This window comes from Blautia sp. MSK.18.38, assembly GCF_024460535.1.
Classification (GTDB): Bacteria; Bacillota; Clostridia; order Lachnospirales; family Lachnospiraceae; genus Blautia_A; species Blautia_A fusiformis.
On sequence record NZ_JANFYP010000035.1, the window covers coordinates 1 to 26,028 of the forward strand.

At 46.1% G+C, this 26,028-nt stretch carries 18 protein-coding genes; 2 read left to right on the top strand and 16 right to left on the bottom strand.

Annotated features, from left to right (window positions below; genetic code table 11):
- Nucleotides 1-315: 315 nt before the first annotated feature.
- The 13 genes from NE638_RS16030 to purF form a co-directional block, all read right to left on the bottom strand.
- Complete coding sequence (locus NE638_RS16030) at nt 316-642, bottom strand: cupin domain-containing protein (protein ID WP_015525755.1); 327 nt, start codon at nt 640-642, stop codon at nt 316-318.
- 286 nt (nt 643-928) lie between these two features.
- On the bottom strand, nt 929-2,152 hold the full coding sequence (locus NE638_RS16035) for an LL-diaminopimelate aminotransferase (RefSeq protein WP_021651140.1): 1,224 nt from the start codon (nt 2,150-2,152) through the stop codon (nt 929-931).
- 6 nt (nt 2,153-2,158) lie between these two features.
- Nucleotides 2,159-3,598, bottom strand: coding sequence for an Asp-tRNA(Asn)/Glu-tRNA(Gln) amidotransferase subunit GatB (gene gatB / locus NE638_RS16040; RefSeq protein ID WP_092069315.1), 1,440 nt, complete (start codon nt 3,596-3,598; stop codon nt 2,159-2,161).
- The gene (gene gatA, locus NE638_RS16045; RefSeq protein WP_173733608.1) at nt 3,595-5,067 is read right to left on the bottom strand and encodes an Asp-tRNA(Asn)/Glu-tRNA(Gln) amidotransferase subunit GatA; all 1,473 of its coding nucleotides are present in this window, start codon (nt 5,065-5,067) and stop codon (nt 3,595-3,597) included. Before gatA ends, gatB begins: the two co-directional genes overlap by 4 nt.
- A 15-nt stretch (nt 5,068-5,082) precedes the next feature.
- On the bottom strand, nt 5,083-5,376 hold the full coding sequence (gene gatC / locus NE638_RS16050) for an Asp-tRNA(Asn)/Glu-tRNA(Gln) amidotransferase subunit GatC (protein ID WP_110102034.1): 294 nt from the start codon (nt 5,374-5,376) through the stop codon (nt 5,083-5,085).
- A 14-nt stretch (nt 5,377-5,390) separates the two neighbouring features.
- Nucleotides 5,391-6,722 (bottom strand): aspartate--tRNA(Asn) ligase, encoded by a 1,332-nt coding sequence (aspS, locus tag NE638_RS16055; RefSeq protein ID WP_173746709.1) that lies wholly within the window; start codon nt 6,720-6,722, stop codon nt 5,391-5,393.
- 130 nt (nt 6,723-6,852) lie between these two features.
- On the bottom strand, nt 6,853-7,407 hold the full coding sequence (locus NE638_RS16060) for an ANTAR domain-containing response regulator (protein WP_015525749.1): 555 nt from the start codon (nt 7,405-7,407) through the stop codon (nt 6,853-6,855).
- Nucleotides 7,408-7,445: 38 nt separating this feature from the next.
- Nucleotides 7,446-8,768, bottom strand: coding sequence for a glutamine synthetase family protein (locus NE638_RS16065; protein ID WP_173746711.1), 1,323 nt, complete (start codon nt 8,766-8,768; stop codon nt 7,446-7,448).
- 229 nt (nt 8,769-8,997) lie between these two features.
- Complete coding sequence (locus NE638_RS16070; RefSeq protein ID WP_173746713.1) at nt 8,998-10,485, bottom strand: glutamate synthase subunit beta; 1,488 nt, start codon at nt 10,483-10,485, stop codon at nt 8,998-9,000.
- 13 nt (nt 10,486-10,498) lie between these two features.
- Nucleotides 10,499-15,052 carry a glutamate synthase large subunit gene (gene gltB, locus NE638_RS16075; protein WP_015525746.1) on the bottom strand — a complete coding sequence of 1,518 codons (4,554 nt, stop codon included), beginning with the start codon at nt 15,050-15,052 and terminating at the stop codon, nt 10,499-10,501.
- The gene (locus NE638_RS16080; RefSeq protein ID WP_022426745.1) at nt 15,049-16,677 is read right to left on the bottom strand and encodes a CTP synthase; all 1,629 of its coding nucleotides are present in this window, start codon (nt 16,675-16,677) and stop codon (nt 15,049-15,051) included. The genes gltB and NE638_RS16080 overlap by 4 nt, the downstream gene beginning before the upstream one ends.
- A gap of 321 nt (nt 16,678-16,998) precedes the next feature.
- The gene (locus NE638_RS16085; RefSeq protein WP_022426744.1) at nt 16,999-17,223 is read right to left on the bottom strand and encodes an HPr family phosphocarrier protein; all 225 of its coding nucleotides are present in this window, start codon (nt 17,221-17,223) and stop codon (nt 16,999-17,001) included.
- Between the two features lie 287 nt (nt 17,224-17,510).
- Nucleotides 17,511-18,905, bottom strand: a complete 1,395-nt coding sequence (gene purF, locus NE638_RS16090; RefSeq protein WP_015525743.1) for an amidophosphoribosyltransferase — start codon at nt 18,903-18,905, stop codon at nt 17,511-17,513.
- Between the two features lie 391 nt (nt 18,906-19,296).
- Between purF and NE638_RS16095 the strand changes: the two genes are divergently transcribed.
- On the top strand, nt 19,297-21,399 hold the full coding sequence (locus tag NE638_RS16095) for a glutamine synthetase III family protein (RefSeq protein ID WP_015525742.1): 2,103 nt from the start codon (nt 19,297-19,299) through the stop codon (nt 21,397-21,399).
- 293 nt (nt 21,400-21,692) lie between these two features.
- Nucleotides 21,693-23,417, top strand: a complete 1,725-nt coding sequence (locus tag NE638_RS16100) for an ammonium transporter (RefSeq protein WP_022426742.1) — start codon at nt 21,693-21,695, stop codon at nt 23,415-23,417.
- Between the two features lie 110 nt (nt 23,418-23,527).
- On the opposite strand, the gene NE638_RS16105 is transcribed toward NE638_RS16100, so the two are convergent.
- From NE638_RS16105 to nadC, 3 genes are all read right to left on the bottom strand, one after another.
- A complete protein-coding gene (locus tag NE638_RS16105) occupies nt 23,528-24,178 on the bottom strand; it encodes a trimeric intracellular cation channel family protein (protein WP_044961278.1) in 651 nt (216 codons plus the stop codon).
- Nucleotides 24,179-24,394: 216 nt separating this feature from the next.
- Entirely contained in the window at nt 24,395-24,907 is a 513-nt protein-coding gene (locus NE638_RS16110) for a transcription repressor NadR (protein ID WP_021651124.1), read from the bottom strand.
- Nucleotides 24,908-25,095: 188 nt separating this feature from the next.
- Nucleotides 25,096-25,950, bottom strand: a complete 855-nt coding sequence (nadC, locus tag NE638_RS16115; protein WP_173746715.1) for a carboxylating nicotinate-nucleotide diphosphorylase — start codon at nt 25,948-25,950, stop codon at nt 25,096-25,098.
- Nucleotides 25,951-26,028 lie beyond the last annotated feature (78 nt).

Here is a 26,028-nt window from a genome sequence, read left to right on the forward strand (position 1 = left end):
AAGATCCTTAGTCTTGCTCGTCTGCCAGTTCCGACACTTCCGCATATCGCATTTCTTCGGGATTCTTTATCTTCTCCCTCGCGACAAGTGATAGTATAGCAAAGTGCTTTTTGTATGTCAACAGTTTTTTTCTAAAAAAATCCAAAAATATTTTTTGTTTATACAATTAATACATTTCGTTTAATAACAATCTGAGACAGAGAATCTTTCATCCCAGAATTTATACTCCGACACAGGTTACGCCTCAGTCGTAAAAAGAGCAGCCTCTTCAAAAAGGCTGCCCTTCTGTCTCACTTCTGTTTTCTTCTATATGGATCAGTCAAAAATGATCAGTGCCATGAACACAAGATCTGTGTCGCCTGTATTGGTAAGACCGTGTCCTTTTCCATCTGGTGTGATGGTGATGTCGCCGGCCTTTACCGGGCGTTTCACGCCGTTATCGTCGTACTCGCCTTCACCGCTTAAGATATAGTAGGTTTCTGTCTCGCCATGATGCTCATGGTATCCCAGAGAACATCCTTTTTCGATGGTAACCTGTGCGTAAAGTCCGCATTTTCCCTTCAGCTCGTCTCCCTCAAGAATGTCTTTGATGATCACATGGCCTTTACCGCCGCACATATTTTCTACTCTTCTGATACCCATGATAAAATCCCCTTTCGTGATTGCGTAAATTTGTGAAATTTTATGAACACAGGCTTTCTGCGGCCTGTGCCTTACTTCCTGTACAATTATAAATGATATGATAAATTTTCGCAATCCTTATTGTTATTTTCGCAAATTAACTTACAGGCAAATTTTCCCCACTGTTTATTGCTTTTCGCAACCCTGTCTGGAGCTTCTATTCGCAATTGAAGCAGGATACTTCTTTGATCCGGTTAAAAACGAATCAGCTCTTTTCCAAAGACCTGCTCCGCAATTTATACTCATATTACAGATTTTTAATTCTCTCAATTGCCTCAAGAGTATTCTCATAGCTTCCGAATGCTGTCAGACGGAAATATCCCTCACCATGTGCACCAAAGCCTGAACCTGGTGTTCCTACGATGTGTGCTTTCTCAAGGAGATAATCAAAGAACTCCCAGGAGGTCATCTGATCCGGTGTTTTCAGCCAGATGTATGGAGCATTTTTTCCACCGGACACGGAAAATCCTGCTGCGGAAAGTCCCTCCAGGATCGTCTTTGCATTACGCATGTAATAAGCGATCTGCTCCTTCAGCTGTGCTTTTCCCTCCGGAGAGTAAACAGCCTCGCCTGCTCTCTGTACAATGTACGGAGCACCGTTAAACTTGGTTCCGTGGCGTCTTGCCCAGAGACTGTGAAGCTCTACGCCATCACGCACCAGTTCCTTCGGAACAACGGTAAATCCAAGACGAACGCCTGTAAAGCCAGCATTTTTGGAAAAGCTTCGAAGCTCGATGGCACAGGTTCTCGCACCCTCGCACTCATAAATGCTGTGCGGGACATCCTCCTCGGAAATATATGCCTCATATGCTGCATCATAGATGATCACGCAGCCGTTTTTGTTGGCGTAGTCGACCCACTCCTGAAGAGCTGCCTTTGTGATAGCACCGCCGGTAGGATTGTTCGGGAAGCAGAGATAGATCAGATCCGGTACTTCATCTGCCGGTATCTCCGGAAGGAAACCATTCTCCTCTTTGCAGGGCATGTAGATCACACCGTCAAAGTTCTCACGCTCTTTGTTATAAAGACCAGTACGTCCGGCCATAACGTTGGTATCTACATATACAGGATAAACTGGGTCGCAAACTGCAACCTTGTTATCCAGTCCGAAGATCTCCTGGATGTTTCCGGAATCACTTTTTGCTCCATCGGAAACAAAGATCTCGTCTGCGCTGATGTCGCAGCCTCTGGACTGATAATCATTTTTTGCAATGGCACTTCTTAAGAATTCATATCCGAGATCCGGAGCATATCCGTGGAAGGTTTCTGCGTGTGCCATCTCGTCTACGGATTTATGAAGGGCATCGATGATCGCCGGTGCAAGCGGCTGTGTCACATCACCGATTCCAAGACTGATCACAGAATCCTTAAATTCCGGATTGGCCTCCTTATATGCGCTTACCTTCTTTGCGATATTGGAAAACAGATAGCTTCCCGGAAGTTTTAAATAATTCTGATTTACTGTAACCATAGTATTTTATCTCCTTCTCTCAATTTCCTCTGCCAGTGCTTTTCTGACGCTGTCAGGATTTGCCTTGCCTTTCAGTTCTCTCATCAGCTGTCCTACAAAAAATCCCATAACCTTATCCTTGCCGCCCAGAAGCTCTGCCAGCGGTCCAGGGTTTGCATCTACGATCTTTTTCACAGTTTCGGTGAGAAGTCCTGTATCTTCTACGATCTTAAGACCATTCTCTTCTATATATACAACCGGATCAATATCCTCGTCAAACACTTTTTCAAATACTTTCTTGGCATTCTGTGCGCTGACCTCTTTTTTCTCCACCATGGAAAGAAGGTCTGCCAGATGCTTCGGGGTAAAGCTTACCCTTTCCGGATCAAGGCCCTTGTCCTTTGTCAGGCGGAGAACCTCCACCATAAACCAGTTTGCCACCTTTTTCGGGTTTCCGAGAAGAACTGCTGTCTCCTCAAAAAGTCCTGCCAGATGTCTGGATTCGGTCAGGATCCCTGCATCATAAGCCGGAAGCTCATACTCCTTCTGATAACGCTCCATCTTGGCTTCACGAAGCTCCGGAATGGAAGTACGCAGCTCTTCGATCCATGCATCGGAAATGTGGATCGGCGGAAGATCCGGGTCCGGGAAGTAACGGTAATCCTTTGCATCCTCCTTGGAACGCATAGCATGGGAAGACTCTTTGTTATCGTCCCATCTTCTTGTCTCCTGTACAACGGCTCTTCCTTCTTCCAGAAGCTCGATCTGACGTTCTCTCTCTCCTTCGATTGCTCTCGCAATGGCCTTAAAGGAGTTCAGGTTCTTCATCTCTGTTCTTGTTCCGAAGGTCTCACTTCCCACCTCACGGACGGAAAGGTTGACATCGGCACGCATGGAGCCCTCCTGGAGCTTACAGTCAGAAACTCCAAGATACTGCATGGTGCAGCGGAGCTTTTCCAGATATGCGATAACCTCCTCGGAGCTTCTCATATCCGGCTCGGATACGATCTCGATCAGCGGTACCCCACTTCGGTTGTAGTCAACCAGGGAGCAGTCTTCCCACTCATCATGGATCAGCTTACCGGCATCCTCCTCCATATGCATCTCATGGATACGTACAGTCTTTTTGCCTGCGGAAGTCTCGATCTCAACAGCTCCGTCATAGCAGATTGGCAGATACAGCTGAGAGATCTGATAGTTCTGGGGGTTATCCGGGTAAAAATAGTTCTTACGGTCAAACTTACAGTACTGATGGATATGACAGTTTGCCGCAAGACCTGCCTTGATGGCAAACTCTACCACTTTTTTGTTGAGGACCGGAAGAGAGCCCGGCATACCGGTGCAGACCGGGCAGGTATGTGTATTTGGTGCGCCTCCGAATTCTGTGGAGCATCCGCAGAAGATCTTTGTTTTTGTGGCAAGCTCCACATGCACCTCAAGTCCTATGACTGTCTCATACTGTTTCATGCCTTTTCTCCTCCTTCCATTGCTGTTCCGAAATCACCGCGTTTTTTCTCATAGGCGTGTGCTGCGCGGAACAGGTTGTTTTCTTTGAAGCAGTCACCGATCATCTGGATCCCGATTGGAAGTCCTGCTGCGTCTTTTCCGCATGGAACTGTGATTCCGGGAAGTCCGCACAGATTTACTGCTACCGTATAAATATCGCCAAGATACATGGCAAGCGGGTCTTTCAGGCTCTCTCCCAGCTTCGGCGCCGTAAAGGGTGATGCCGGGGCAAGAAGAACGTCATATTTGGAAAAGGCCTGATCAAATTCCTTTTTGATAAGGGCTTTTGTGCGAAGTGCTTTCAGATAGTAAGCATCGTAGTAACCGGAGCTTAACACAAAGGAGCCAAGCATGATACGGCGCTTTACTTCCTCGCCGAAACCTTCAGTCCTTGTCTTTTTGTACATGTCATGAAGTCCCTCGTACTCTTTTGCACGGAAACCGTACTTCACGCCGTCAAAACGCTCCAGGTTGGAGCTGGCCTCTGCGCTGGCAATGATGTAGTAAGCAGGGATCATATATTCTGTTGTCTTCATGGAGAAAAATTCTACCACTGCGCCCATCTCGGTAAGGCTCTTCAGCGTATTCATAAAGGCCTCTTTTACCTCCGGGTTCAGTCCCTCTGAGAGATATTCCTTCGGCACGCCGAATTTCATTCCCACAATCTTATCCGTCATAGAAGCGGAGAAATCAAGATCCTCTCTCTTCATGGAGGTGCTGTCCTTGGCATCGTGTCCGGCAATGATCTCAAGAAGTGCCGCACAGTCTGCAACATCTTTTCCAACCGGTCCGATCTGGTCCAGAGAGGATGCGTAGGCAACCAGTCCGTAACGGGATACTGTACCATAGGTCGGTTTGATTCCGGTAACACCGCAGTAGGAACTTGGCTGACGGATGGAACCGCCAGTATCGGAGCCAAGTGCCAGGTAAGTTTCCCCTGCTGCCACTGCCGCACAGGAACCGCCAGAGGAGCCGCCCGGAACATGCTCCAGATCCCACGGGTTTCTGGTGACGCCGTAAGCGGATGTCTCTGTGGTACTTCCCATGGCGAACTCATCCATGTTTGTCTTTCCGATGATCACAAGACCTGCCTGTTCCAGACGGTCAATAACCTCGGCATTGTACTGCGGCACAAAATTCTCAAGGATCTTCGATGCACAGGTAGTTGTTTTTCCCTTAATGCAGATATTATCCTTAATTGCAATAGGTACACCGGCAAGAGGTCCTGTATAGGTTCCATCCTCAATGCCCTTCTGTACCTCTTTTGCTCTTGCATAGGCTTCTTTTTTGTAAGTATCAAGATAAGCGTGGACCTTGTCCTCTTTTGCTTCGATCTGATCAAATACGTATTTCACACCGTCCAGGACGCTTATCTGATGCTGCTTGATCTTTTCCGCAAGCTGTAATGCGGTTAATTTTCCCAAATCCATGTCCTGTCTCCTGTCTTATCCAATTGTTTTCGGAACCTGATACTGGTTTTCTTTCTGTTTCGGTGCATTGGCAAGCATCGCCTCATGATTGTCTCCGTTTGTCACAATATCTTCACGAAATACATTTTCGTCCTCAAAAATATGGGACATGGGCTCTACGGAAGAGGTGTCAAGCTCATCCAGCTTGTCTACATAGTCCAGCATCTTCTGCATGTCCTCTTTTGCTTTTTCCTTTTCATCCTCTGTCAGAGAAAGCTTTGCAAGGATGCAGACATTTTCCATTGTTTCATCATCGATTATCTTTGCCATCTTTTTTCTCCTTATTACGGCTCAAGTCTGTTCATATCACGTGGGAACAGACAGGTCTCACGAACGTTTTCTTCTCCGAGGATCTGCATGGTAAGACGTTCCAGTCCGATTCCAAGTCCTCCATGAGGCGGCATTCCATGCTTGAAGGTATCCAGATACTGCTCCATACCCTCTTCATCCATACCACGGGCTGCGATCTTATCCTTCAGCATCTGATAATCATGGATACGCTGTCCGCCTGTTGTCACCTCAAGTCCTTTGAACAGAAGGTCAAAGCTTAATGTAAATTTCTCATCTGACGGATCATCCATTGCGTAGAACGGACGCTTCTTAGACGGATAATGTGTGACAAAAACAAAATCAGCATCATATTCTTCTTTGAAATATCTTCCGATCAGCGCTTCTTCCTCCGGCTCCAGATCATATGGGTTGCGGATCTTACGTTTATATTTTTCAGCTACCAGCTCTTTGGCCTTGTCAAAACGTACTGCCGGGATCTTGTCCACCTTCGGAAGCTCCACTTTCAGAATGGAAAGCTCATGAGCGTAGTCTTTCTTAAGAAGTTCTACCGCATACTGGAGAAATCCGGTTTCCATCTCCATGATATCCTCAAATCCGTTGATATAGCCCATCTCAAAATCAAGGCTTGTATATTCATTCAGATGACGTTTTGTGTTATGCTTCTCTGCACGGAATACAGGGCCGGTCTCAAATACACGGTCAAAAACACCCACCATCATCTGTTTATAAAACTGCGGGCTCTGTGCCAGAACTGCCGGTTTATGGAAATAACTCAGCTTGAACAGGTTTGCACCACCCTCTGCACCTCTGGCTCCGATCTTCGGTGTGTGGATCTCGGTGAACCCCTTCTCATAGAGGTAATCACGAAATGCTCGCACCAGAGCCTCCTGGATCTTGAATTTTGCACGCTCCTGCACATTACGCAGGGCGATAGGACGATAATTCAGCTTTGCCTCCAGGGAAGTGTTCAGCTTCCATTTGTCGATGGCCAGCGGAAGAGGCTCTGCAGGTGAGGAAAGGATCTCCACATGGCTGATGCGGAGTTCTCTTCCGTGAGGCGCTCTTTCTTCCTCATGAAGAGTTCCTGTGAGGCGCACACACATTGCCTCCTTCAGATCATGAATGGAAACATTTGTCTTGTCGTTTTCATATACGGTCTGAAAAAGCCCTTCTTTTTTTCGAAGTATCACAAATGCCACGTCACCCATATTACGGATGCTGTGTATTGCACCTTCCACTGTTGTTTCCTGGTCTTTCATGCTCTCGGAAAGAAGCACATCCCAGGCACATTCTCTAGTCTTACAGATTCCATCCATAAATTCCATTCCCTCATCCTCCAATTCAAAGTAGTTTCACCGAATCAGGAAATCCCCTGCGGAATTTTTCCCGATCCGGTGTGATATCAGTCATTCAGAACAGATCATTCCTGTCCGCTCTGCTGTTTTTTGTTGTTTTTTACACAGAATCATATAAAAGCATCAGAACCATCTGGGCCGTCTCAACCATATTGGTTCCGGAATCCATACTGCATTTCTGGATATAGCGGTATGCGTCATCCTCGCTCAGGTGATTTCTTTCCATTAGAAGCATCTTTGCATTTGAAATATAATTCTGTTCTTTCCATGAACGCTGCTTCGGCTTTTTCTTATCTTTTTTCCAACGCCTTTCGATCTGGGAAAGCATCATGCTTACCGTATTTACCAGATCTCCGACTTTCAGAGGCATTCCCACGCATAAAATGGATGTTGGCGCCTCACTGATCACTCCCCGGGAGGCCATAAGCAGCATTTCAAAATAATCCGGCATATAGTCCAGAAGATCACGGTAGTACATATCCTGAAGATGATAACCGCAAAGCAGAACGCCGCCATCAAGCTCCGAGATACTGGCAAGGGCATTGGCACCTGAATTGCATACTGCCGCCACCGTGAATCCATATCGGTTAAGGACTGTGCGGATCTTTTTTGCATCTTCTATTTTCGGTAATGCAATCACGATACTCGTGTTCATAAGCCGCCACTCTCTTTCGTCCCATTATGCCTCGTTCATCAGATCCGATACAGATACTCCTCGATCTCCCAGTCGGAAATCTCCTGGGAATAACGCAGCCACTCTTTTCTCTTTGCCTGCGCATACTGTTTGCAGAAAGCTTCTCCAAGGATTTCCTTCATCCAGCTGCTGTCCTCAAACAGTGTGATCGCTTCCCGCAGGTTCTCCGGTAAATTCTCGATACCCTGTTCCTTCTGATCCGACTCGGAAAGAGAACGGTTAGAAGCTTTTGTAGGATAGATCTTCTTCTGGATTCCATCCAGGCCCGCTGCCAGGCATACCGCAAAAACAAGGTATGGGTTGGATGCAGCATCCGGGCTTCGAAGCTCGATCCTGGTATCAGCACCATTGACTCTCGAAATCCTTACCAGTGAATTCTGGTTATTTCTCGTCCAGGTCAGCTCTGTAGGCGCATCAAATCCAGGTACAAGACGCTTATAAGAATTTACAAGCGGATTGGTGATCAGAGTCATCTCACGGCTGTGAGCCAGAAGACCTCCGATAAAATAGTATGCCTCTTCACTTAATCTGGACGGATCCTCCGGATCCACGAAAATATTTTTTCCATTTTTAAACAGTGAAAAATGGATATGCATGGCTGAACCGTTTACTTCCCGTCTTGGCTTCGGCATAAATGTCGCATGAAGTCCATGACGTTTGGCTACAGTTCTTACTGCCATCTTAAAGGTTATAACTTCGTCTGCCATCTCACGTGCTTCCCCGTAATGAAGGGCGATCTCATGCTGTGCAGGTGCTGTCTCATGATGAGAGGATTCCACCTCAAATCCCATATCCTCAAGAGTCAGTACCATGTCACGTCTTGCATTTTCGCCTAAGTCCACCGGACTTACATCCAGATATCCGGCCTTTTCGTGAGAAACCGTTGTAGGCATTCCGTTATCATCAATATGAAACAGGAAAAACTCGCATTCCGGGTCAACATAACAGGTATACCCTGCCTTCTCTGCTGCCTGCGCTGTTTTTTTCAGAATATATCTGGAGCTCATCTCATGCTCTGATCCGTCTGCACGGCGCATATCACAGATCAGTCTTGCAACCTTTCCCTGCTGAGGACGCCATGGAAGAATTGAAAAAGTATTATAATCCGGATACAAGATCAGATCCGGCTCCTTTTCTCCCACAATGCCCGCAATATGAGAGCCATATACAACGCACTGGTTATCCAAGGCTCTTGGAAGCTCTCTTGCTGTGATCGCAATATTTTTCAGAGTTCCAAACATATCTGTAAACTGGAGGCGGATGAACTCTACGTCTTCCTCCTCTGCCATTGCAAGAATCTCTTCTCTGGTATAATTCCCCATAGTATTCTCTCCTTTATTTCCTCATCACACAAAATAATTACCCTCAAAATCAGAAAAAGGGTGCACTTCAGAGAGCTTCCGCTCCTGAAGAACACCCTTGTTCATGGACGTAATTATAGCAATCGGTCAATTCTTTGTCAACCATTTTTTAAAAGGGGCAAAAGTTCAAAAGCTTTATCGCGGAAACACGAACAGTTTTTTTGACCTTTTGCCCCTGGTATCTGTTATTTTACTGTAAATATGAATAGCTCATCAGTGATTCATCCACTGCTTTCGCAGCCTCACGTCCCTCATGGATCGCCCATACGACAAGGGACTGTCCACGATGCATATCACCTGCTGTGAACACACGATCTACGCTTGTTGCATACTGCTCCGGTTTTGTTTCCACATTGGTTCTTGGTGTAAGCGCTACACGGAAAGCATCTGTCACATATTTCTCGCTGCCAAGGAAGCCGGCCGCAATAAGGACCACATCTGCAGGGATCACTTCCTCACTGCCCTCAACCGGTACCATATTGAATCTTCCGGTCTTTTCATCCTTTACGCCTTTCAGTTTTACAATCTTGGCCTTGCAGACATTTCCTTTTTTGTCCTTGATAAACTCGGTAACGGTTGTCTGATAGATCCGAGGATCATGGCCGAATACTGCAATAGCCTCTTCCTGGCCGTAATCGGTTTTCAGGACCTTCGGCCACTCCGGCCATGGATTGGAAGGAGTTCTTGCTGCAGGAGGCTGCGGCATCATCTCAAGCTGTGTTACAGATTTCGCCCCCAGACGGATGGATGTTCCCACACAGTCATTACCGGTATCACCACCGCCGATGACCAGAACATTTTTGCCCTTTGCAAGCTCATATGGGAATTTTGCAAAATCTGTATCCAGAAGACTTTTTGTTACCTGCTTCAGGAAATCCACTGCAAAGTAAATTCCCTTGGCATCTCTTCCCGGAACCTTGATATCTCTCGGATGAGAAGCTCCACAGCAGAGAATGACACGGTCATAATCCTTCAGAAGCTGTTCTGCAGTGATGTCAACACCAACATTGATATTGGTAACAAATTTCACGCCTTCCTCTTCCATCAGCTTTAGTCTGCGGTCAATGATCTTTTTCTCCAGCTTCATGTTCGGAATGCCGTAGCGGAGAAGTCCTCCGATACGGTCGTTTCTCTCAAATACGGTTACGCTGTGGCCACGGCGGTTCAGCTGCTGTGCTGCTGCCAGTCCGGAAGGGCCACTTCCGATGACTGCGATCGTCTTTCCTGTGCGGACAGGCGGGATCTGCGGTTTTACCCATCCTTCTGCATAGGCTGTCTCAATGATCGCTTTCTCATTCTCTTTTGTGCTGACCGGATCTCCGTTCAGGTTACAGGTACATGCAGCTTCGCAAAGTGCTGGACACACTCTGGATGTAAACTCCGGAAAGCTGTGTGTCTTGTTTAAACGAAGGAATGCCTGCTTCCAGTTTCCTGTGTACACAAGATCATTTGTCTCAGGAACCAGGTTGTGCAGCGGGCAGCCGGAAGCCATTCCGCCGATCATCATACCTGACTGGCAGAAGGGGACGCCGCAGGCCATGCAGCGTGCTCCCTGAAGTTTCTGTTTTTCTTTATTTAATGGAATACGAAATTCGTTGAAATTCTGAATACGTTCCTTTGGCGGCAGAACCTTTGCCGTTTCTCTTTCATAATCTAAAAATCCAGTTGGCTTTCCCATTTCCTCATCCTCCTTAATGTTTCACGCCGATGCTCTCATAGAATGCTTCCATCTGTGCCTGCTGGCTGGTCAGACCTTTTTCTTCCAGCTTTGCACTTAATGTGATCATTCTCTTGTACTCATCCGGAATGAGTTTTTTGAAGTGAGGCAGATAGGAATCAAAATCAGCCAGCACCTTCTTACCGATCTCGGAGCCTGTTGCTTCTACATGAGCCTCGATGAGATCACGAAGCTCTTTTTTATCATATTTATTATCCACTTTTTCAATGGAGATCATTGCTTTGTTAAGGTTCTTGTAAAGAACGTTGTCCACATCAAGAACATAAGCGATACCGCCACTCATACCTGCCGCGAAGTTCTTTCCGGTTTTTCCGAGAACTACCACACGGCCACCGGTCATGTACTCGCATCCATGCTCACCAACACCCTCAACTACTGCCACTGCACCGGAGTTACGGACTGCAAAACGTTCACCTGCAACACCGTTGATAAATGCAGTTCCGCTGGTCGCACCATAGAGTGCCACGTTTCCGACGATGATGTTCTCTTCAGCCTTGTATCCGGCCTTCTCTGGAACCTTAACGATCAGCTTTCCACCGGAAAGGCCTTTTCCGAAGTAGTCGTTGCTGTCACCGGTCAGTTTCAATGTCAGTCCTTTCGGAATAAAGGCACCGAAGCTCTGTCCGCCTGCACCTGTACAGTTTACAGTTACCGTATCCTCCGGAAGTCCATCCTTATGATTTCTTGTGATCTCAGATCCGAGGATGGTACCAAATGCACGGTCTGTATTGGTAACATTTACATCAACAGAAACTTTCTCACCCTTCTGGATCGCCGGTGCACATTTCTTGACCAGAACTTTTTCATCCAGAGTTTTCTCAAGATTGAAATTGTATACAGCCTTCGGATCAAAGGTTACTTTGCCCTTTCCTGCATATGGGTTATTCAGGATGGCACTTAAGTCAACCTTACCCTTATGCGGCTCCTGCACACTGTCAGAAACTGTAAGAAGGTCTGTACGACCTACCATCTCATCGATGGTGGCAACACCAAGGCGTGCCATGTACTCTCTCAGCTCCTGTGCAATAAAGCGCATGAAGTTCTCCACATACTCCGGTTTTCCGCGGAATCTCTTACGCAGCTCCGGGTTCTGTGTAGCCACACCTACCGGGCAGGTATCCAGATTGCAGACTCTCATCATCACGCAGCCCATCGTTACAAGTGGCGCTGTTGCAAAACCGAATTCCTCTGCACCGAGAAGTGCTGCAATGGCAACGTCACGGCCGCTCATCAGCTTACCGTCTGTCTCGATACGTACACGGTTACGAAGTCCGTTCATGATCAGCGTCTGGTGTGTTTCTGCAAGTCCAAGCTCCCATGGAAGTCCTGCATTATGGATAGAGCTTCTTGGCGCTGCTCCTGTACCTCCGTCATATCCGGAGATCAGAACAGTCTGTGCACCGGCCTTTGCTACACCGGCTGCAACCGTACCAACACCCGCCTCAGAAACCAGCTTTACGGAAATATCCGCATATTTATTGGCGTTTTTCAGGTCATAGATCAATTCTGCCAGATCCTCGATAGAATAGATATCATGATGTGGCGGCGGAGAGATCAGGCTGACTCCCGGTGTGGAATGACGGGTTTTTGCGATCCACGGATATACCTTCTTTGCAGGAAGATGTCCGCCCTCACCCGGCTTTGCCCCCTGTGCCATCTTGATCTGGATTTCTCTTGCGGAAACCAGATAACGGCTGGTAACGCCGAAACGTCCGCTGGCTACCTGTTTGATCGCAGAGCAGCGGTCATTGTCTGTTCCTGCAGAATCCAGACGCTCATCACTTTCACCACCCTCACCGGTATTGGATTTTCCATGGAGATGGTTCATGGCAATAGCCAGTGTCTCATGTGCTTCCTGTGAAATAGAACCGTAGGACATGGCACCTGTCTTAAATCGTTTTACAATATCCTCAACACTCTCAACCTGGTCGATCGGAATAGGCTCCTTGGCAAACTTAAAGTCCAGAAGACCTCTTAAGTTTCCATGACCCTCGTCATCCACCAGCTTTGTATATTCCTTGAACATCTCATAGCTGCCCTGTTTTGTGGACTGCTGGAGAAGATGAATGGTACGCGGGTTATATTTGTGCTCCTCACCCTGGCTTCTCATCTTATGGGCACCTACGCTGTCCAGAGTAAGATCTGTGGCAAGTCCAAGGGGATCAAATGCCTCAGAATGAAGTTTTTCTACATTATCCTCGATATCTTCCAATGTGATTCCGCCTACACGACTTACGGTTCCTGTAAAGTAACGATCGATCACATCCTGGGAAATTCCGATTGCCTCAAAGATCTGAGATCCCTGATAGGACTGGATAGTGGAAATACCCATCTTGGAAGCGATCTTTACGATACCGCTGATCACTGCATGATTGTAATCATCAACGGCTGCGTAATAGTCCTTATCCAGCATATGTGTATCGATCAGCTCATGGATCGTATCCAATGCCAGATACGGATTGACTGCACTTGCACCATATCCGAGGAGTGTTGCGAAATGATGTACCTCTCTCGGCTCACCTGACTCCAGGATCAGGGCAAGGGAAGTGCTCTTCTTTGTTTTTACAAGATGCTGATGTACTGCGGAAACCGCCAGCAGGGACGGGATCGGCATATGGTTCTCATCCACACCGCGGTCAGAAAGGACCAGGATGTTTGCTCCCTCACGGAAGGCTTTGTCTACCTCTACGAACAGACGGTCAATGGCACGTTCAAGCTTTGTGCTCTTATAATATAATGTAGAAAGTGTTACAACCTTGAAGCCGTCCTTTTTCATATTCTTGATCTTCAGCATATCGGTGTTGGTCAGGATCGGATTGTTGATCTTCAGCACCTGGCAGTTCTCCGGCTTCTGGATCAGAAGGTTTCCGTCTTTACCTACATATACACTTGTAGAAGTAACGATCTCCTCACGGATCGCATCGATCGGCGGGTTTGTTACCTGTGCAAAAAGCTGCTTGAAATAATCGAACAACGGATAATGTTCCTTGGAAAATACTGCAAGGGGAGTATCATGTCCCATGGCTCCGATGCTTTCTGCGCCGTTTAATGCCATGTTTCGGATCGAAGTACGGTACTGCTCATAAGTATATCCGAAGGCTTTCTGAAGGCGTGCTCTCTCCTCCGGAGTGTATTCGACAACTCTCTGATTCGGGATCTTGATATCACGAAGCTGTACCAGATTGCTGTCCAGCCACTCACCATAAGGCTGTTTTTTCGCATATTTTTCTTTGAGCTCATTATCATCAATGACACGACCCTGAACGGTATCAACCAGAAGCATTTTTCCCGGATGAAGACGTTCTTTTAATACGATCTTCTCCTCATCCACAGGAAGAACACCAACCTCGGAGGAAAGGATCATATAGCCATCAGATGTGATATAGTATCTGGATGGACGAAGACCGTTTCTGTCAAGAACTGCTCCCATTACATCGCCATCTGAGAACAGAATGGACGCAGGACCGTCCCATGGCTCCATCATAGTCGCATAGTACTGATAAAAATCTCTCTTCTCCTGAGAAATCGTATCGTTGTTTGCCCATGGCTCCGGAATCGTGATCATCACTGCAAGTGGAAGATCCATTCCACTCATAACCAGGAATTCCAGGGTATTGTCAAGCATTGCAGAGTCAGAACCATTGCGGTTAACTACAGGAAGGACCTTGTGAAGCTCATCCTTCAGATACGGAGACTCCATGTTTTCCTCACGTGCAAGCATCTTATCGGCGTTTCCGCGGATCGTGTTGATCTCACCGTTATGTACGATGAAACGGTTCGGATGTGCTCTCTCCCAGCTTGGATTCGTGTTGGTACTGAAACGGGAATGTACCACTGCAATGGCAGACTCGTAATCCTGGCTCTGAAGATCGCCAAAGAAGGTACGGAGCTGTCCTACCAGGAACATACCTTTGTATACGATGGTACGGCTGTTCATGGAAACTACGTAAGTATTATCATTACTCTGTTCAAATTCACGACGTGCGATGTAAAGCATACGGTCAAAGGCAAGACCTTTTTCCACATCCTCCGGCTTTTTAACAAATGCCTGCATAATGCACGGCATGCACTCTTTTGCTTTATGACCAAGAACCTCCGGGAAGACCGGTACTGTACGCCATCCAAGAAGCTCCAGACCCTCTTTTTCCACGATGATCTCGAACATCTTCTTTGCCTGGGCACGTTTGATCTCCTGCTGTGGAAAAAAGAGCTGGGCTACACCGTATTCTCTCTCTCCGCCGATATCAAAGCCTTCTTTTTTACAGACCTTCTTAAAAAATTTGTGGGAGATCTGAAGAAGGATACCGACACCATCACCGGTTTTTCCTTCTGCATCCTTACCAGCACGATGCTCAAGATTCTCTACGATCTTAAGAGCATTGGCAACTGTATCATGTGTTTTCTTTCCTTTTATATTAACAACGGCTCCGATACCGCAGTTATCATGTTCAAATTCAGGGCGGTAGAGGCCCTGCTGCTGATTTGCTACTTCTCTCATTTTTCTCATCCTTTCATTGCAGCTTCTTCTGCCGTCTTTTTATCAACTGCCGCCTGCACAAATCCACGGAACAGTGGATGTGCATGGTTTGGCCTGGATTTAAATTCCGGATGTCCCTGTGTTCCCACAAAGAACGGATGTCCGGCAATTTCGATCATCTCAACAATGTGAGCATCCGGGGATGTTCCTACAATGGACATTCCCTTTTCGTCCAGTTCCTTACGGAATGCGTTGTTTACCTCATAACGATGTCTGTGACGTTCCTGGATCTCTTTCTTTCCAAAAAGCTCATAGGATCTGGAGCCTTCTGCAAGCACACACGGATAGCTTCCAAGACGAAGAGTTCCTCCAAGATCTTCCACATCCTCCTGATCCGGCATCAGGGCAATGACCGGATGTGTTGTTTCCGGTGCCAGCTCAATACTGTTGGCATCTTCATATCCAAGCACATGGCGGGCAAATTCCACAATAGCCATCTGCATTCCCAGGCAGATCCCAAGGTATGGGATCTTATGAACTCTTGCATACTGTGCCGCAAGGATCATTCCTTCTGTACCACGGTTTCCGAATCCTCCCGGAACCAGGATTCCATCTACAGAATGGAGAGTCTGATCCAAATTTTTTTCATTGAGTTCTTCGGAGTCCACCCAGGTGATATCAACCTTTGCACGGCAAGAGATCCCGCCATGCTTCAGTGCTTCCACAACACTCAAGTATGCATCATGAAGCTGTGTATATTTACCAACCATGGCGATTTTCACAGTTTTATCCGGGTGGCGGAGATTTTCTACCATATTTTCCCAGTCTGTAAGATCTGGTTTGCGATTCTCCAGTCTTAAGCTCTGCAGTACTACGTCTGCAAGCTTTTCTCTCTCCATTGCAAGAGGAGCTTCATATAAATATTCCACATCCAGATTCTGAAGCACATTGCTTACAGGCACATTACAGAACAGGGCAATCTTTCCACGGATATCCTCGGTAAGAGGATACTCACTTCTGCATACCAGAACATCCGGCTGGATTCCCATTCCCTGAAGTTCTTTTACACTGGCCTGGGTGGGTTTTGTCTTCATCTCTCCGGAAGCACGGAGATACGGGATCAGAGTTACATGGATAAGGATCGCATTGTCATGTCCCACATCATGCTGGAACTGACGGATGGATTCCAGGAACGGCTGGCTCTCAATATCACCGACTGTACCACCAACCTCGATGATCGCAATTCTGTCTTCGTCTGCGGATTTTGCTCTGTAAAAACGGCTCTTGATCTCATTGGTAATATGCGGGATCACCTGAACGGTACCTCCGCCGAAATCACCATGACGCTCTTTCTGAAGAACAGACCAGTAAATCTTACCGGTTGTCACATTGGAATTTTTGTCAAGGCTTTCATCAATGAAACGCTCATAATGTCCAAGGTCAAGGTCAGTCTCTGTACCGTCATCCGTTACAAAAACCTCTCCATGCTGAATGGGATTCATAGTTCCCGGGTCAATATTAATGTAGGGATCAAATTTCTGCATGGTCACCTGATACCCTCTGGCTTTCAGAAGGCGCCCAAGAGACGCTGCGGTAATTCCTTTTCCCAGACCGGAAACAACTCCACCTGTTACAAAAACATACTTTACTGCCATCTTCGATTTCCTCCTCCATTTTGTGTCCCACAACAAAAAGGCGTCCGGAACAGATTTCAAGGGGTGAGAATTCCCCTGTGGTATCCGTTCCTGACGCCTTTGTCAGTTATCTTTCATATAAAATATGGTTTACTATAAACTATTTTTTTTTATTTGTCAATAACTGATTTTTCATATAGTCTGCGGAATTTCTTCCTATGAAATGGATGTAAAGAAAAAACAGACGCCTGCTGAGGATTTCAAACTGATCTCCTGTCTCTGCAGTCACGTCTGCCTTTTCTTTTTATGTCTTTCATATCTTGTCTGTCTCTGCACTGTCTGTCAGGCAACTGCATATTTCTGAAGGAAACGATCAAACTCATGATCCTCGCCATGACAGGTTACTGTAAGAACTCTGGTCAGATCCATGCTGAGGATTCCAAGAATAGATTTTGCATCAATTAAAATTCTGTTATATGAAATATCTACATCAAAATCACATTTACTTGCAGCCTTAACAAATTCTTTAACATCCTCTGTCGCATTCAATCTAATTTTTTTAGACATAAATATCATCCTTTCTTTTATCTCGGCAAAAAACCGGCCTTTTTTCGGTCTTGCTGTTTTCCTGTATATTCCAGACCAGCGGCCTTTTTCATCTGGTTGTCCCACATTATGTCTCATATTGTCAGATTTGTCAAGTTGATGTTTTTTATCGTTTTTAAGAGTCTTTCTATAAAAACCCGGATTTTATATGACAAAATCCGGGTTTTTTATATATTTATTGTGCAGTTTTTACATTTTCGTTTTTCAATCCATTATTTTTTACTGTGAGATTAATTCCACATAGTTCATTAATCCTGTTTGATTTCTGCCGGTATTTCCATCGGATAATTGCCATCAAAACATGCTTTACACAGCGGAAGTCCACCTGCCATGCCTTCCAGATAATCGATCTGCATATAACCCAGGGAGTCTGCACCGATCATCTTACGGATTTCTTCCGTGCTGTGCTGTGCTGCGATGAGCTGGTCATTGGACGGCACATCGGTACCAAAATAACAGGGATGTAAAAATGGCGGGGAGCTGATACGTACATGGACTTCTTTTGCTCCTGCTTCTTTCAGCATGTGGATCAGATTGGCAATGGTAGTTCCGCGGACAATGGAATCATCCACCAGAACGATTCTCTTCCCCTTCACCACAGATTCCAGAACGCTCAGCTTCAGATGGACACTGGACTCTCTCTCCTGCTGTGTAGGCTTGATAAAAGTTCTTCCAATGTAACTGTTTTTATAGAACGCAAAGCCAAACGGGATTCCGGATTCCTCAGAATAGCCTTTTGCTGCCGGAAGTCCGGATTCCGGTACACCGGTCACCAGGTCCGCTTCTACCGGATAGGATTTTGCAAGAGATTTTCCTCCACGGATCCTTGCATCATAGATTTTCACGCCATCCATGGTGCTGTCCAGTCTTGCAAAATAAATATATTCAAAAACACAATGAGCATGCTTTTTCTTCTCAGTCAGTTTACTGGATTTCAGTCCGTTCTTGGTGATCGTGACGATCTCACCCGGTTCAATATCACGGATAAATTCCGCTCCTACAGATGTCAGCGCGCAGCTTTCAGATGCAAGGACATAGGCATTATCTCTTTTTCCAAGACAGAGGGGTTTCAGTCCGTAAGGATCACGGGCACCGATCAGCTTCCGGGGGCTCATGATCACAAGAGCATATCCTCCGCGGATCTTCTCTACGGTTTTATGTACTGCTTCCTCTACAGTGGCAGAATGCACACGTTCTCTTGCGATATGGAACGCGATAACCTCTGAGTCGGTAGTTGTATGGAAAATTGCGCCTGTCTGGATCAGCTCCCATTTCAGAGCTTCTGTATTAACCAGATTTCCGTTGTGCGCAAGTGCCAGACTTCCCTTGATATAAGAAAGTACCAGCGGCTGTGCATTCTCTGCGACAGATTCTCCGGTGGTGGAATAACGAACATGTCCGATTCCGATATCACCATTCATATTATGTACAACATCTTTTCGTAAAACTTCGCTTACCAGTCCGAGATCTTTATGGAACTGTACGTTTCCTCTTTCTCCGTCCGTCCTTGAAACGGCCATTCCGCAGGACTCCTGTCCCCTGTGCTGCAGCGAGGTAAGACCATAATAAATAGATGGTGCAATATTCCCTCCATCCAGATCATAAATCCCGAATACGCCACATTCTTCCTTTACTCCTGACATATTTCCCTCCATCTGTTCTTTCCGTATTGTACATCTTTGTCACTGGTCAAAAAGCTTCTTTTGCCTCGATCACTTATAGCGATCGCTGACTTTTCGACTGTATAACTACGATATCAGATTATAATAAAAGGACAAGATTTGTCAACCCTGCCTATTTTCCGACAGTCCGATCGCCCTGGTCAATTTTTTAGATTTTTTCAAAAAAGCTCTTGACAATATTTTATTTTGGTGTATACTGCAACACATAAAGCAAAGGCGCTTTGGATACGGCAGGTATCTGAAGCGCTTTTTTTGTTTTCCGGTCCGTTTATACCCGGTTCTTCCGGCAGCGGTCCTTATAAAATAATTAAAAATTATAATGAATGAGTGAAATCGAAAGGAGTGTACCTATATGGCACAGAGTATCCCTGAAATGTATGGCAGCCTTGTATTCAATGACAAAGTGATGCGAAGCAAACTGCCAAAGGACATGTACAAAGCATTAAAGAAAACAATTGAAAACGGAACTCATCTGGAACTGGACGTTGCAAATTCCGTAGCAGTTGCAATGAAAGAATGGGCTACTGAAAACGGTGCGACACATTACACACACTGGTTCCAGCCGATGACAAACGTAACTGCTGAAAAGCATGACAGCTTCATCTCCCCTACAGGTGACGGACAGGTGATCATGGATTTCTCCGGTAAAGAGCTGGTAAAAGGTGAGCCGGATGCATCCAGCTTCCCGTCAGGCGGACTTCGTGCTACTTTTGAAGCAAGAGGATATACAGCATGGGATCCTACTTCACCTGCATTCATTAAAGATAAAACTCTTTACATTCCTACTGCATTCTGTTCCTACAGCGGAGAGGCACTGGATAAGAAAACTCCTCTTCTTCGTTCCATGGATGTTCTGAACAAAGAAGCGGTTCGTATTCTTCACATCCTCGGAAACAAAGAGGTCCGTCACATCGACACAACCGTAGGACCTGAGCAGGAATATTTCCTGGTTGACAAGGATCTTTACAAAAAGAGAAAAGACCTGATCTTCTGCGGCCGTACTCTTCTGGGCGCTTCTGCACCAAAAGGACAGGAAATGGAAGATCATTACTTCGGAGCCCTGAAGCCTCGCGTTGCTGCTTACATGCATGATCTTGACGAAGAACTTTGGAAGCTTGGCATTCCAGCAAAAACAAAACATAACGAGGTTGCTCCTGCACAGCACGAACTGGCTCCTGTATTTGATACCACAAATGTTGCTGTTGACCACAACCAGCTGACCATGGAGATCATGAAGAAGGTTGCCGACAAGCACAACATGGTCTGCCTCCTTCACGAGAAACCATTTGAGGGAATCAACGGAAGCGGTAAACACAACAACTGGTCTATGAGCACAGACACAGGTGTAAACCTTCTTGATCCAGGAAAAACACCGGCAGAAAATACACAGTTCCTGGTATTCCTGGTAGCTGTCATCAAAGCCGTTGACGATTATGCTGATCTTCTCCGCGTATCCGTTGCAAGCGCCGGAAACGATCATCGTCTTGGAGCAAACGAGGCACCGCCTGCGATCGTATCCATCTTCCTTGGAGATGAGCTGACAGACGTATTGAAATCTATTGAAAACGATACCTTCTTCAGCAATAAGCATGCGGTACAGATGGATATCGGAGCAAAGGTACTTCCGCACTTCATAAAGGATACCACAGACAGAAACCGTACTTCACCATTTGCATTTACCGGAAACAAATTTGAGTTCCGTATGCTTGGTTCTGCAGCATCTGTCGCAAACCCGAACATCGTACTGAATACCGCTGTTGCAGAGGTTCTTGCAGAATTCAGCGCAGCTCTTAAGGATGTTCCGGAAGAAGAAATGGAAAGCGCAGTACATGCACTTCTTAAGAAGACCATTGAAGAGCATAAACGCATCATCTTTAACGGAAACGGATATACAGACGAATGGGTTGAAGAAGCTGAGAAACGTGGTCTCTACAATCTGAAAACAACTCCGGATGCACTTCCGCATTTCATTGCTGAGAAGAACATTGCGCTGTTTACAAAGCATGGCATTTTTACAAGGGAAGAGCTTTTCTCCCGTTACGAGATCTGGCTTGAGAACTATTACAAGACCATCAACATCGAGTCCAACACTCTGGCTGAGATGATCCAGAAGCAGGTAATTCCTTCTGTATATACATATGTTGAAAAGCTTGCAGATACTGCAGCTGCAAAGAAATCCGTAGTAGCTGATATTTCTGTAGCAAGTGAAGCTGCTCTGATCTCCAAACTGAGTACACTTGCAGATACCATGGCAAAAGATCTGGAAACTCTGAAAGCAGATACAGCAAAAGCTCTTGCTTCTTCTGACGATGTACTTGCATGCTCCAAGGCTTATCAGGAAACTGTTCTGGAAGACATGGAAACTTTAAGAAAATCTGCAGATGAGGCAGAGGCTCTGATCCCGGATGAGTTACTTCCTTATCCGACCTACGACGAGCTGTTATTCTCCATCTGATCACGGATATCAGATAACAATTTCATACGGTAAATACAGGGGATATCCCTTATGAACTCTACTTCATAATTCATTATCGATTTCCTCATCCATTAATCACACGATACAGATATCCCCTGTTTTACATATACTAATTTTGATTTCGTAAAGGCGCGGAAGAGAATTTCCTCTCTCCTGCGCTTTTTCGTTATACTGATACTGGATAAATTCTATCTGTTTTTTTCTGTCCGGTATTACAAAAATTCTTTCTATACATAATAGGAAAGAAAAAAATTGTGAAAGGGAGTGTTACTATGTATTCTTCAGTAAACACAACTTGGGTCCTCGTCGGTGCAGCACTGGTCTTCTTCATGCAGGCTGGATTTGCAATGGTCGAAACAGGATTCACAAGAGCAAAAAACGCAGGAAATATCATCATGAAAAACCTGATGGACTTCTGTATCGGTACACCGGTCTTCTGGCTGGTTGGATTTGGCATCATGTTCGGTGCAGGAAACGGTTTCTTCGGCAAGATCGGCGGAATCGCCTCAGAGGCAAACTACGGAAACGCAATGCTTCCGGATGGAGTTCCTTTCTGGGCATTTCTCATCTTCCAGACTGTATTCTGTGCTACTTCTGCTACCATCGTGTCCGGTGCCATGGCAGAGCGTACTAAATTCATCTCCTACTGTATCTACAGTTTACTGATCAGTCTCGTTGTATATCCTGTATCCGGTCACTGGATCTGGGGCGGCGGCTTTATCAGCCAAATGGGATTTCATGATTTCGCAGGTTCCTGTGCCGTTCACATGGTTGGTGGTGTTGCTGCACTGATCGGTGCCATCATCCTCGGACCTCGTATCGGAAAATATTCTAAATCCGGTAAATCCAGAGCGATCCCGGGACATAACCTTACAGTTGGTGCACTTGGTGTATTCATTCTCTGGTTCTGCTGGTTCGGTTTCAACGGTGCATCTACTGTCAGCATGGAAGGCGATGCCATTGTAAGCGCCGGAAAGATCTTCGTAACAACAAACCTTGCAGCTGCTGTTGCTACTGTAACAGTTATGCTGATCACATGGATCCGCTATAAAAAACCGGATGTTTCCATGTCCCTGAACGGTTCTCTTGCAGGACTGGTAGCCATCACAGCAGGCTGCGATACCGTATCTCCTACATCTGCAGCTATCATCGGAATCCTCTCCGGATTCATTGTAGTATTTGGTATTGAATTTGTTGATAAAGTTCTCAAAATTGATGACCCGGTTGGTGCTGTTGGCGTTCACGGTCTTAACGGTGCTTTCGGAACTCTTGCTGTCGGTCTTTTCTCCGACGGTGCAGGTACCGAGTGGAAAGGTCTTCTCACAGGCGGTGGTTTCCATGGCTTCGGTGTTCAGTTTATTGGTATGGTTATCACCATCGCATGGGTTGCTGTTACTATGACAATTATCTTCCAGGTAATCAAACACACCATCGGACTTCGTGTTTCCGCTGAGGAAGAGATCGCAGGTCTGGATATGAAAGAGCATGGCCTCGCAAGTGCATACGATGGATTCTTTGTACAGGATACCATGACAAAGGCTCCGACTCCAATGGGAACTTCCGTAAAAGCCCCTGTTGTAAAACATGCTCCTTCTGCTCCTGCTGAATCTGTTCCTGAAATTCCTGCAGACGGTGTACACAAACTGACAAAGGTTGTTATCATCACACGTCAGAACAAGCTGGATGAGTTTATGCAGGCTATGAACGAGATTGGCGTAACCGGTATCACTATCACAAACGTTATGGGCTGTGGTGTTCAGAAGGGTGCTCCAACCTACTATCGTGGTGTTGAGGTCGACATGAACCTCCGTCCGAAGGTTAAGATCGAGATCGTTGTAAGTCTTGTACCGGTTCAGAAGGTTATTGATACTGCAAAAGAAGTTCTTCATACCGGTCAGATCGGTGATGGTAAGGTCTTCGTTTACGATATCGAAAACGTTGTCAAGATCCGTACCGGCGAGGAAGGCTTCCTGGCTCTGCAGGATACAGACGCATGATTCTCTTATGAGAGGAACAGATAAAATCTTCTACGCAATATAAACCAAATAAAAGCCAAAAAGCTCCGGAACATTATTCCTTAAATGTTCCGGAGCTTTTCATATCTTTTTTATTCTCTTCTCAGTCTCGGCAGATTCCACCGGTAATGTGCCGCCAGGTACCGGATCAGGATCACTACTACCGTTCCGATCACCATGGCCGGCACTCCGCCCCACAGCCTGTATATCCAAACACAGGCAATGGCCCCTACAATAGACGCACAGGCATAAATATGGCGCACAAAAATATATGGCGGTACTCCTGCCATCATATCACGGATAAGGCCGCCTCCAACTCCTGTGACAGTCCCAAGAAACACAAGAAAAAAAGTTCTTCCCATATATCCCTGGGAAATCCCCTTATCAACCCCCATGACAGTAAACACACCAAGGCCAACCGTATCCATCACCAGCATCACCTTATCATAGACCAGCCGGTTCCCGCCTTCCAGCAGCTCCTGCTTCCAGTACATCACTGCAAAAACAATACAGGACGTCACGGTTGCCACAATGGTATACAGCGGATCCTGAAACATTCCCGGCGGCACGATTCCCAGGATAATATCCCTGGTAGCTCCTCCGCCTACTGCAGTCACCACTCCAAGAACGCAGACCCCGAAAATATCCATTCCTCTCTGCGCCCCCACCATAGCTCCGGAAGCAGCAAACGCAATAGTTCCTGCCATCTCCAGCATAAATGTAAACATACTCTGATAATCCATTTCCCCTCCATACATATCCAACCGTATTTTTTCTCACCCTCATATCTGCATCCTGTTTTCCCTGTTTGTACATTTCCACAAGGTGCACATTTCCGCAGGGTGCAAGAAGGAACCCTGCCATGCAGGATTCCTTCTCCTATTTTCGTGATCACTCTATTTTCATATTAACAGAATTTTCTCATTCTGTATATCTTTTCTTTTTGTATCTGACTTCTGCTATTCTGCTTCGATCAGAAATCCTCGCCGTTTCAGCATATCCTGGATCATATCCAGGATTTCCTCGGATTCTGCTTCTACTTTATGATAATGATAATCCGATGTGATATTCTTCAGAGGACTGGACTTGCCGCTTCGGATATCCTCCATAAAATTCTCAACCTGGCGCCTGGAGCTGATATTCAGTTCTGCCTCGATATGTCCGTAAACTCTGTGATTCACCATTACGTTGATCACTTTTCCGCCAAGATCCACAATCCCGCAGAGCTCGTTCTCCAGATCCGCATCTGTATGATGCACCTTGAATATCCGGCTCACAGTATGGGGAGCAGTAAAAATATATCCTCTATTGGTGGAGATCACGTCATTCCCCTCCGCGCGTATCAGCGCAATATCCTGCACGATCACCTGTCTGCTGACCTGAAATGTTCTGGCCAGAGCACTTCCTGAGACCGGCCGTTCACTGTTTTTAATTTGATCCATGATCGCTGTCCTGCGTTCTGAACCAGTCATTTAAGTTCCCCTTTCCTGGCTGTGCCTGTACTTTTTATTCCGATACCTCTCTCCTTCATTCTCGCGATATCTCCAACCCGGCCCGACATCACATGCTATGCCTCTGCTCCCGGCAATTCACGCTTCTTTTCTGATATTCGGGGTATTTCCTGTCACAGCACTCGGTATTCTGTAAAATCCTGCATTTTTCAGGAAAGTGGATGAAGATTCTTAAGCGAAATATCAAGGATCGGTGCAGAATGCGTTAATGCACCACTTGATACATAGTCTACACCAACATCCCTGATCTTTGCAATGTTTTCTTTTGTAACATTTCCGGAGCATTCAGTTTTTGCTCTTCCGCCGATCAGCTGCACCGCTTCTTTCATCATCTCCGGAGTCATGTTATCAAGCATGATGATATCTGCGCCGGCCTCAACAGCTTCTTTTACCTGATCAAGAGTTTCTACCTCAACTTCGATCTTGCGGACAAAAGGAGCGTACTCCCGTGCCATTTTTACAGCATTCGCAACGCTTCCTGCTGCTCCGATGTGATTGTCTTTCAGAAGAACTCCGTCAGAAAGATTATATCTGTGGTTCTGTCCGCCGCCTACACGAACAGCATATTTCTCAAAAATACGCATATTCGGCGTTGTTTTTCTGGTATCCAGCAATGTGATTCCTGTTCCTTCAAGAAGTGACGCAACCGAATGTGTATAGGTTGCGATCCCGCTCATTCTCTGAAGATAATTCAGTGCCACACGCTCGCCGGAAAGAAGCACCCGGATATCTCCTGTAACTTTTCCCATTTTCTGACCTTTTTTTACTTCATCGCCGTCCTTGCAGAACAGCTCCACTTTTGTGTCAGCATCCAGAAGCGTAAATACACGGCTGAAGATTTCCAGTCCCGCAATGATTCCATCCTCTTTACAGATCAGATCTACCTCTCCCGGAACTGCTTCTTTCATAACAGAGTTTGTGGTAACGTCTTCGCTTGAAATATCTTCCTTTAAAGCCTCCAGGATCAGGTGATCTACCTGAAGTGTCATTGTGATCTTATTCATTTTACAATACCTTCTCTTTCTTACTATAAATGAGCAAGTTCGTGATTTTGCATAAAAGAAAGACACCTCGATTCCATG

Excerpts from the sequence above, each read along its gene's own strand:
- gatC (WP_110102034.1), bottom strand. The coding sequence starts at position 5,376 with ATGGCAAAGATAATCGATGATGAAACAATGGAAAATGTCTGCATCCTT.
- NE638_RS16095 (WP_015525742.1), top strand. The coding sequence starts at position 19,297 with ATGGCACAGAGTATCCCTGAAATGTATGGCAGCCTTGTATTCAATGAC.
- NE638_RS16035 (WP_021651140.1), bottom strand. The coding sequence starts at position 2,152 with ATGGTTACAGTAAATCAGAATTATTTAAAACTTCCGGGAAGCTATCTG.
- gatA (WP_173733608.1), bottom strand. The coding sequence starts at position 5,067 with ATGGATTTGGGAAAATTAACCGCATTACAGCTTGCGGAAAAGATCAAG.
- NE638_RS16070 (WP_173746713.1), bottom strand. The coding sequence starts at position 10,485 with ATGGGAAAGCCAACTGGATTTTTAGATTATGAAAGAGAAACGGCAAAG.
- NE638_RS16110 (WP_021651124.1), bottom strand. The coding sequence starts at position 24,907 with ATGACTGGTTCAGAACGCAGGACAGCGATCATGGATCAAATTAAAAAC.
- NE638_RS16065 (WP_173746711.1), bottom strand. The coding sequence starts at position 8,768 with ATGGGGAATTATACCAGAGAAGAGATTCTTGCAATGGCAGAGGAGGAA.
- NE638_RS16060 (WP_015525749.1), bottom strand. The coding sequence starts at position 7,407 with ATGAACACGAGTATCGTGATTGCATTACCGAAAATAGAAGATGCAAAA.
- gltB (WP_015525746.1), bottom strand. The coding sequence starts at position 15,052 with ATGAGAAAAATGAGAGAAGTAGCAAATCAGCAGCAGGGCCTCTACCGC.
- aspS (WP_173746709.1), bottom strand. The coding sequence starts at position 6,722 with ATGGAATTTATGGATGGAATCTGTAAGACTAGAGAATGTGCCTGGGAT.
- NE638_RS16080 (WP_022426745.1), bottom strand. The coding sequence starts at position 16,677 with ATGGCAGTAAAGTATGTTTTTGTAACAGGTGGAGTTGTTTCCGGTCTG.
- NE638_RS16085 (WP_022426744.1), bottom strand. The coding sequence starts at position 17,223 with ATGTCTAAAAAAATTAGATTGAATGCGACAGAGGATGTTAAAGAATTT.
- NE638_RS16030 (WP_015525755.1), bottom strand. The coding sequence starts at position 642 with ATGGGTATCAGAAGAGTAGAAAATATGTGCGGCGGTAAAGGCCATGTG.
- NE638_RS16100 (WP_022426742.1), top strand. The coding sequence starts at position 21,693 with ATGTATTCTTCAGTAAACACAACTTGGGTCCTCGTCGGTGCAGCACTG.
- purF (WP_015525743.1), bottom strand. The coding sequence starts at position 18,905 with ATGTCAGGAGTAAAGGAAGAATGTGGCGTATTCGGGATTTATGATCTG.
- nadC (WP_173746715.1), bottom strand. The coding sequence starts at position 25,950 with ATGAATAAGATCACAATGACACTTCAGGTAGATCACCTGATCCTGGAG.
- NE638_RS16105 (WP_044961278.1), bottom strand. The coding sequence starts at position 24,178 with ATGGATTATCAGAGTATGTTTACATTTATGCTGGAGATGGCAGGAACT.
- gatB (WP_092069315.1), bottom strand. The coding sequence starts at position 3,598 with ATGAAACAGTATGAGACAGTCATAGGACTTGAGGTGCATGTGGAGCTT.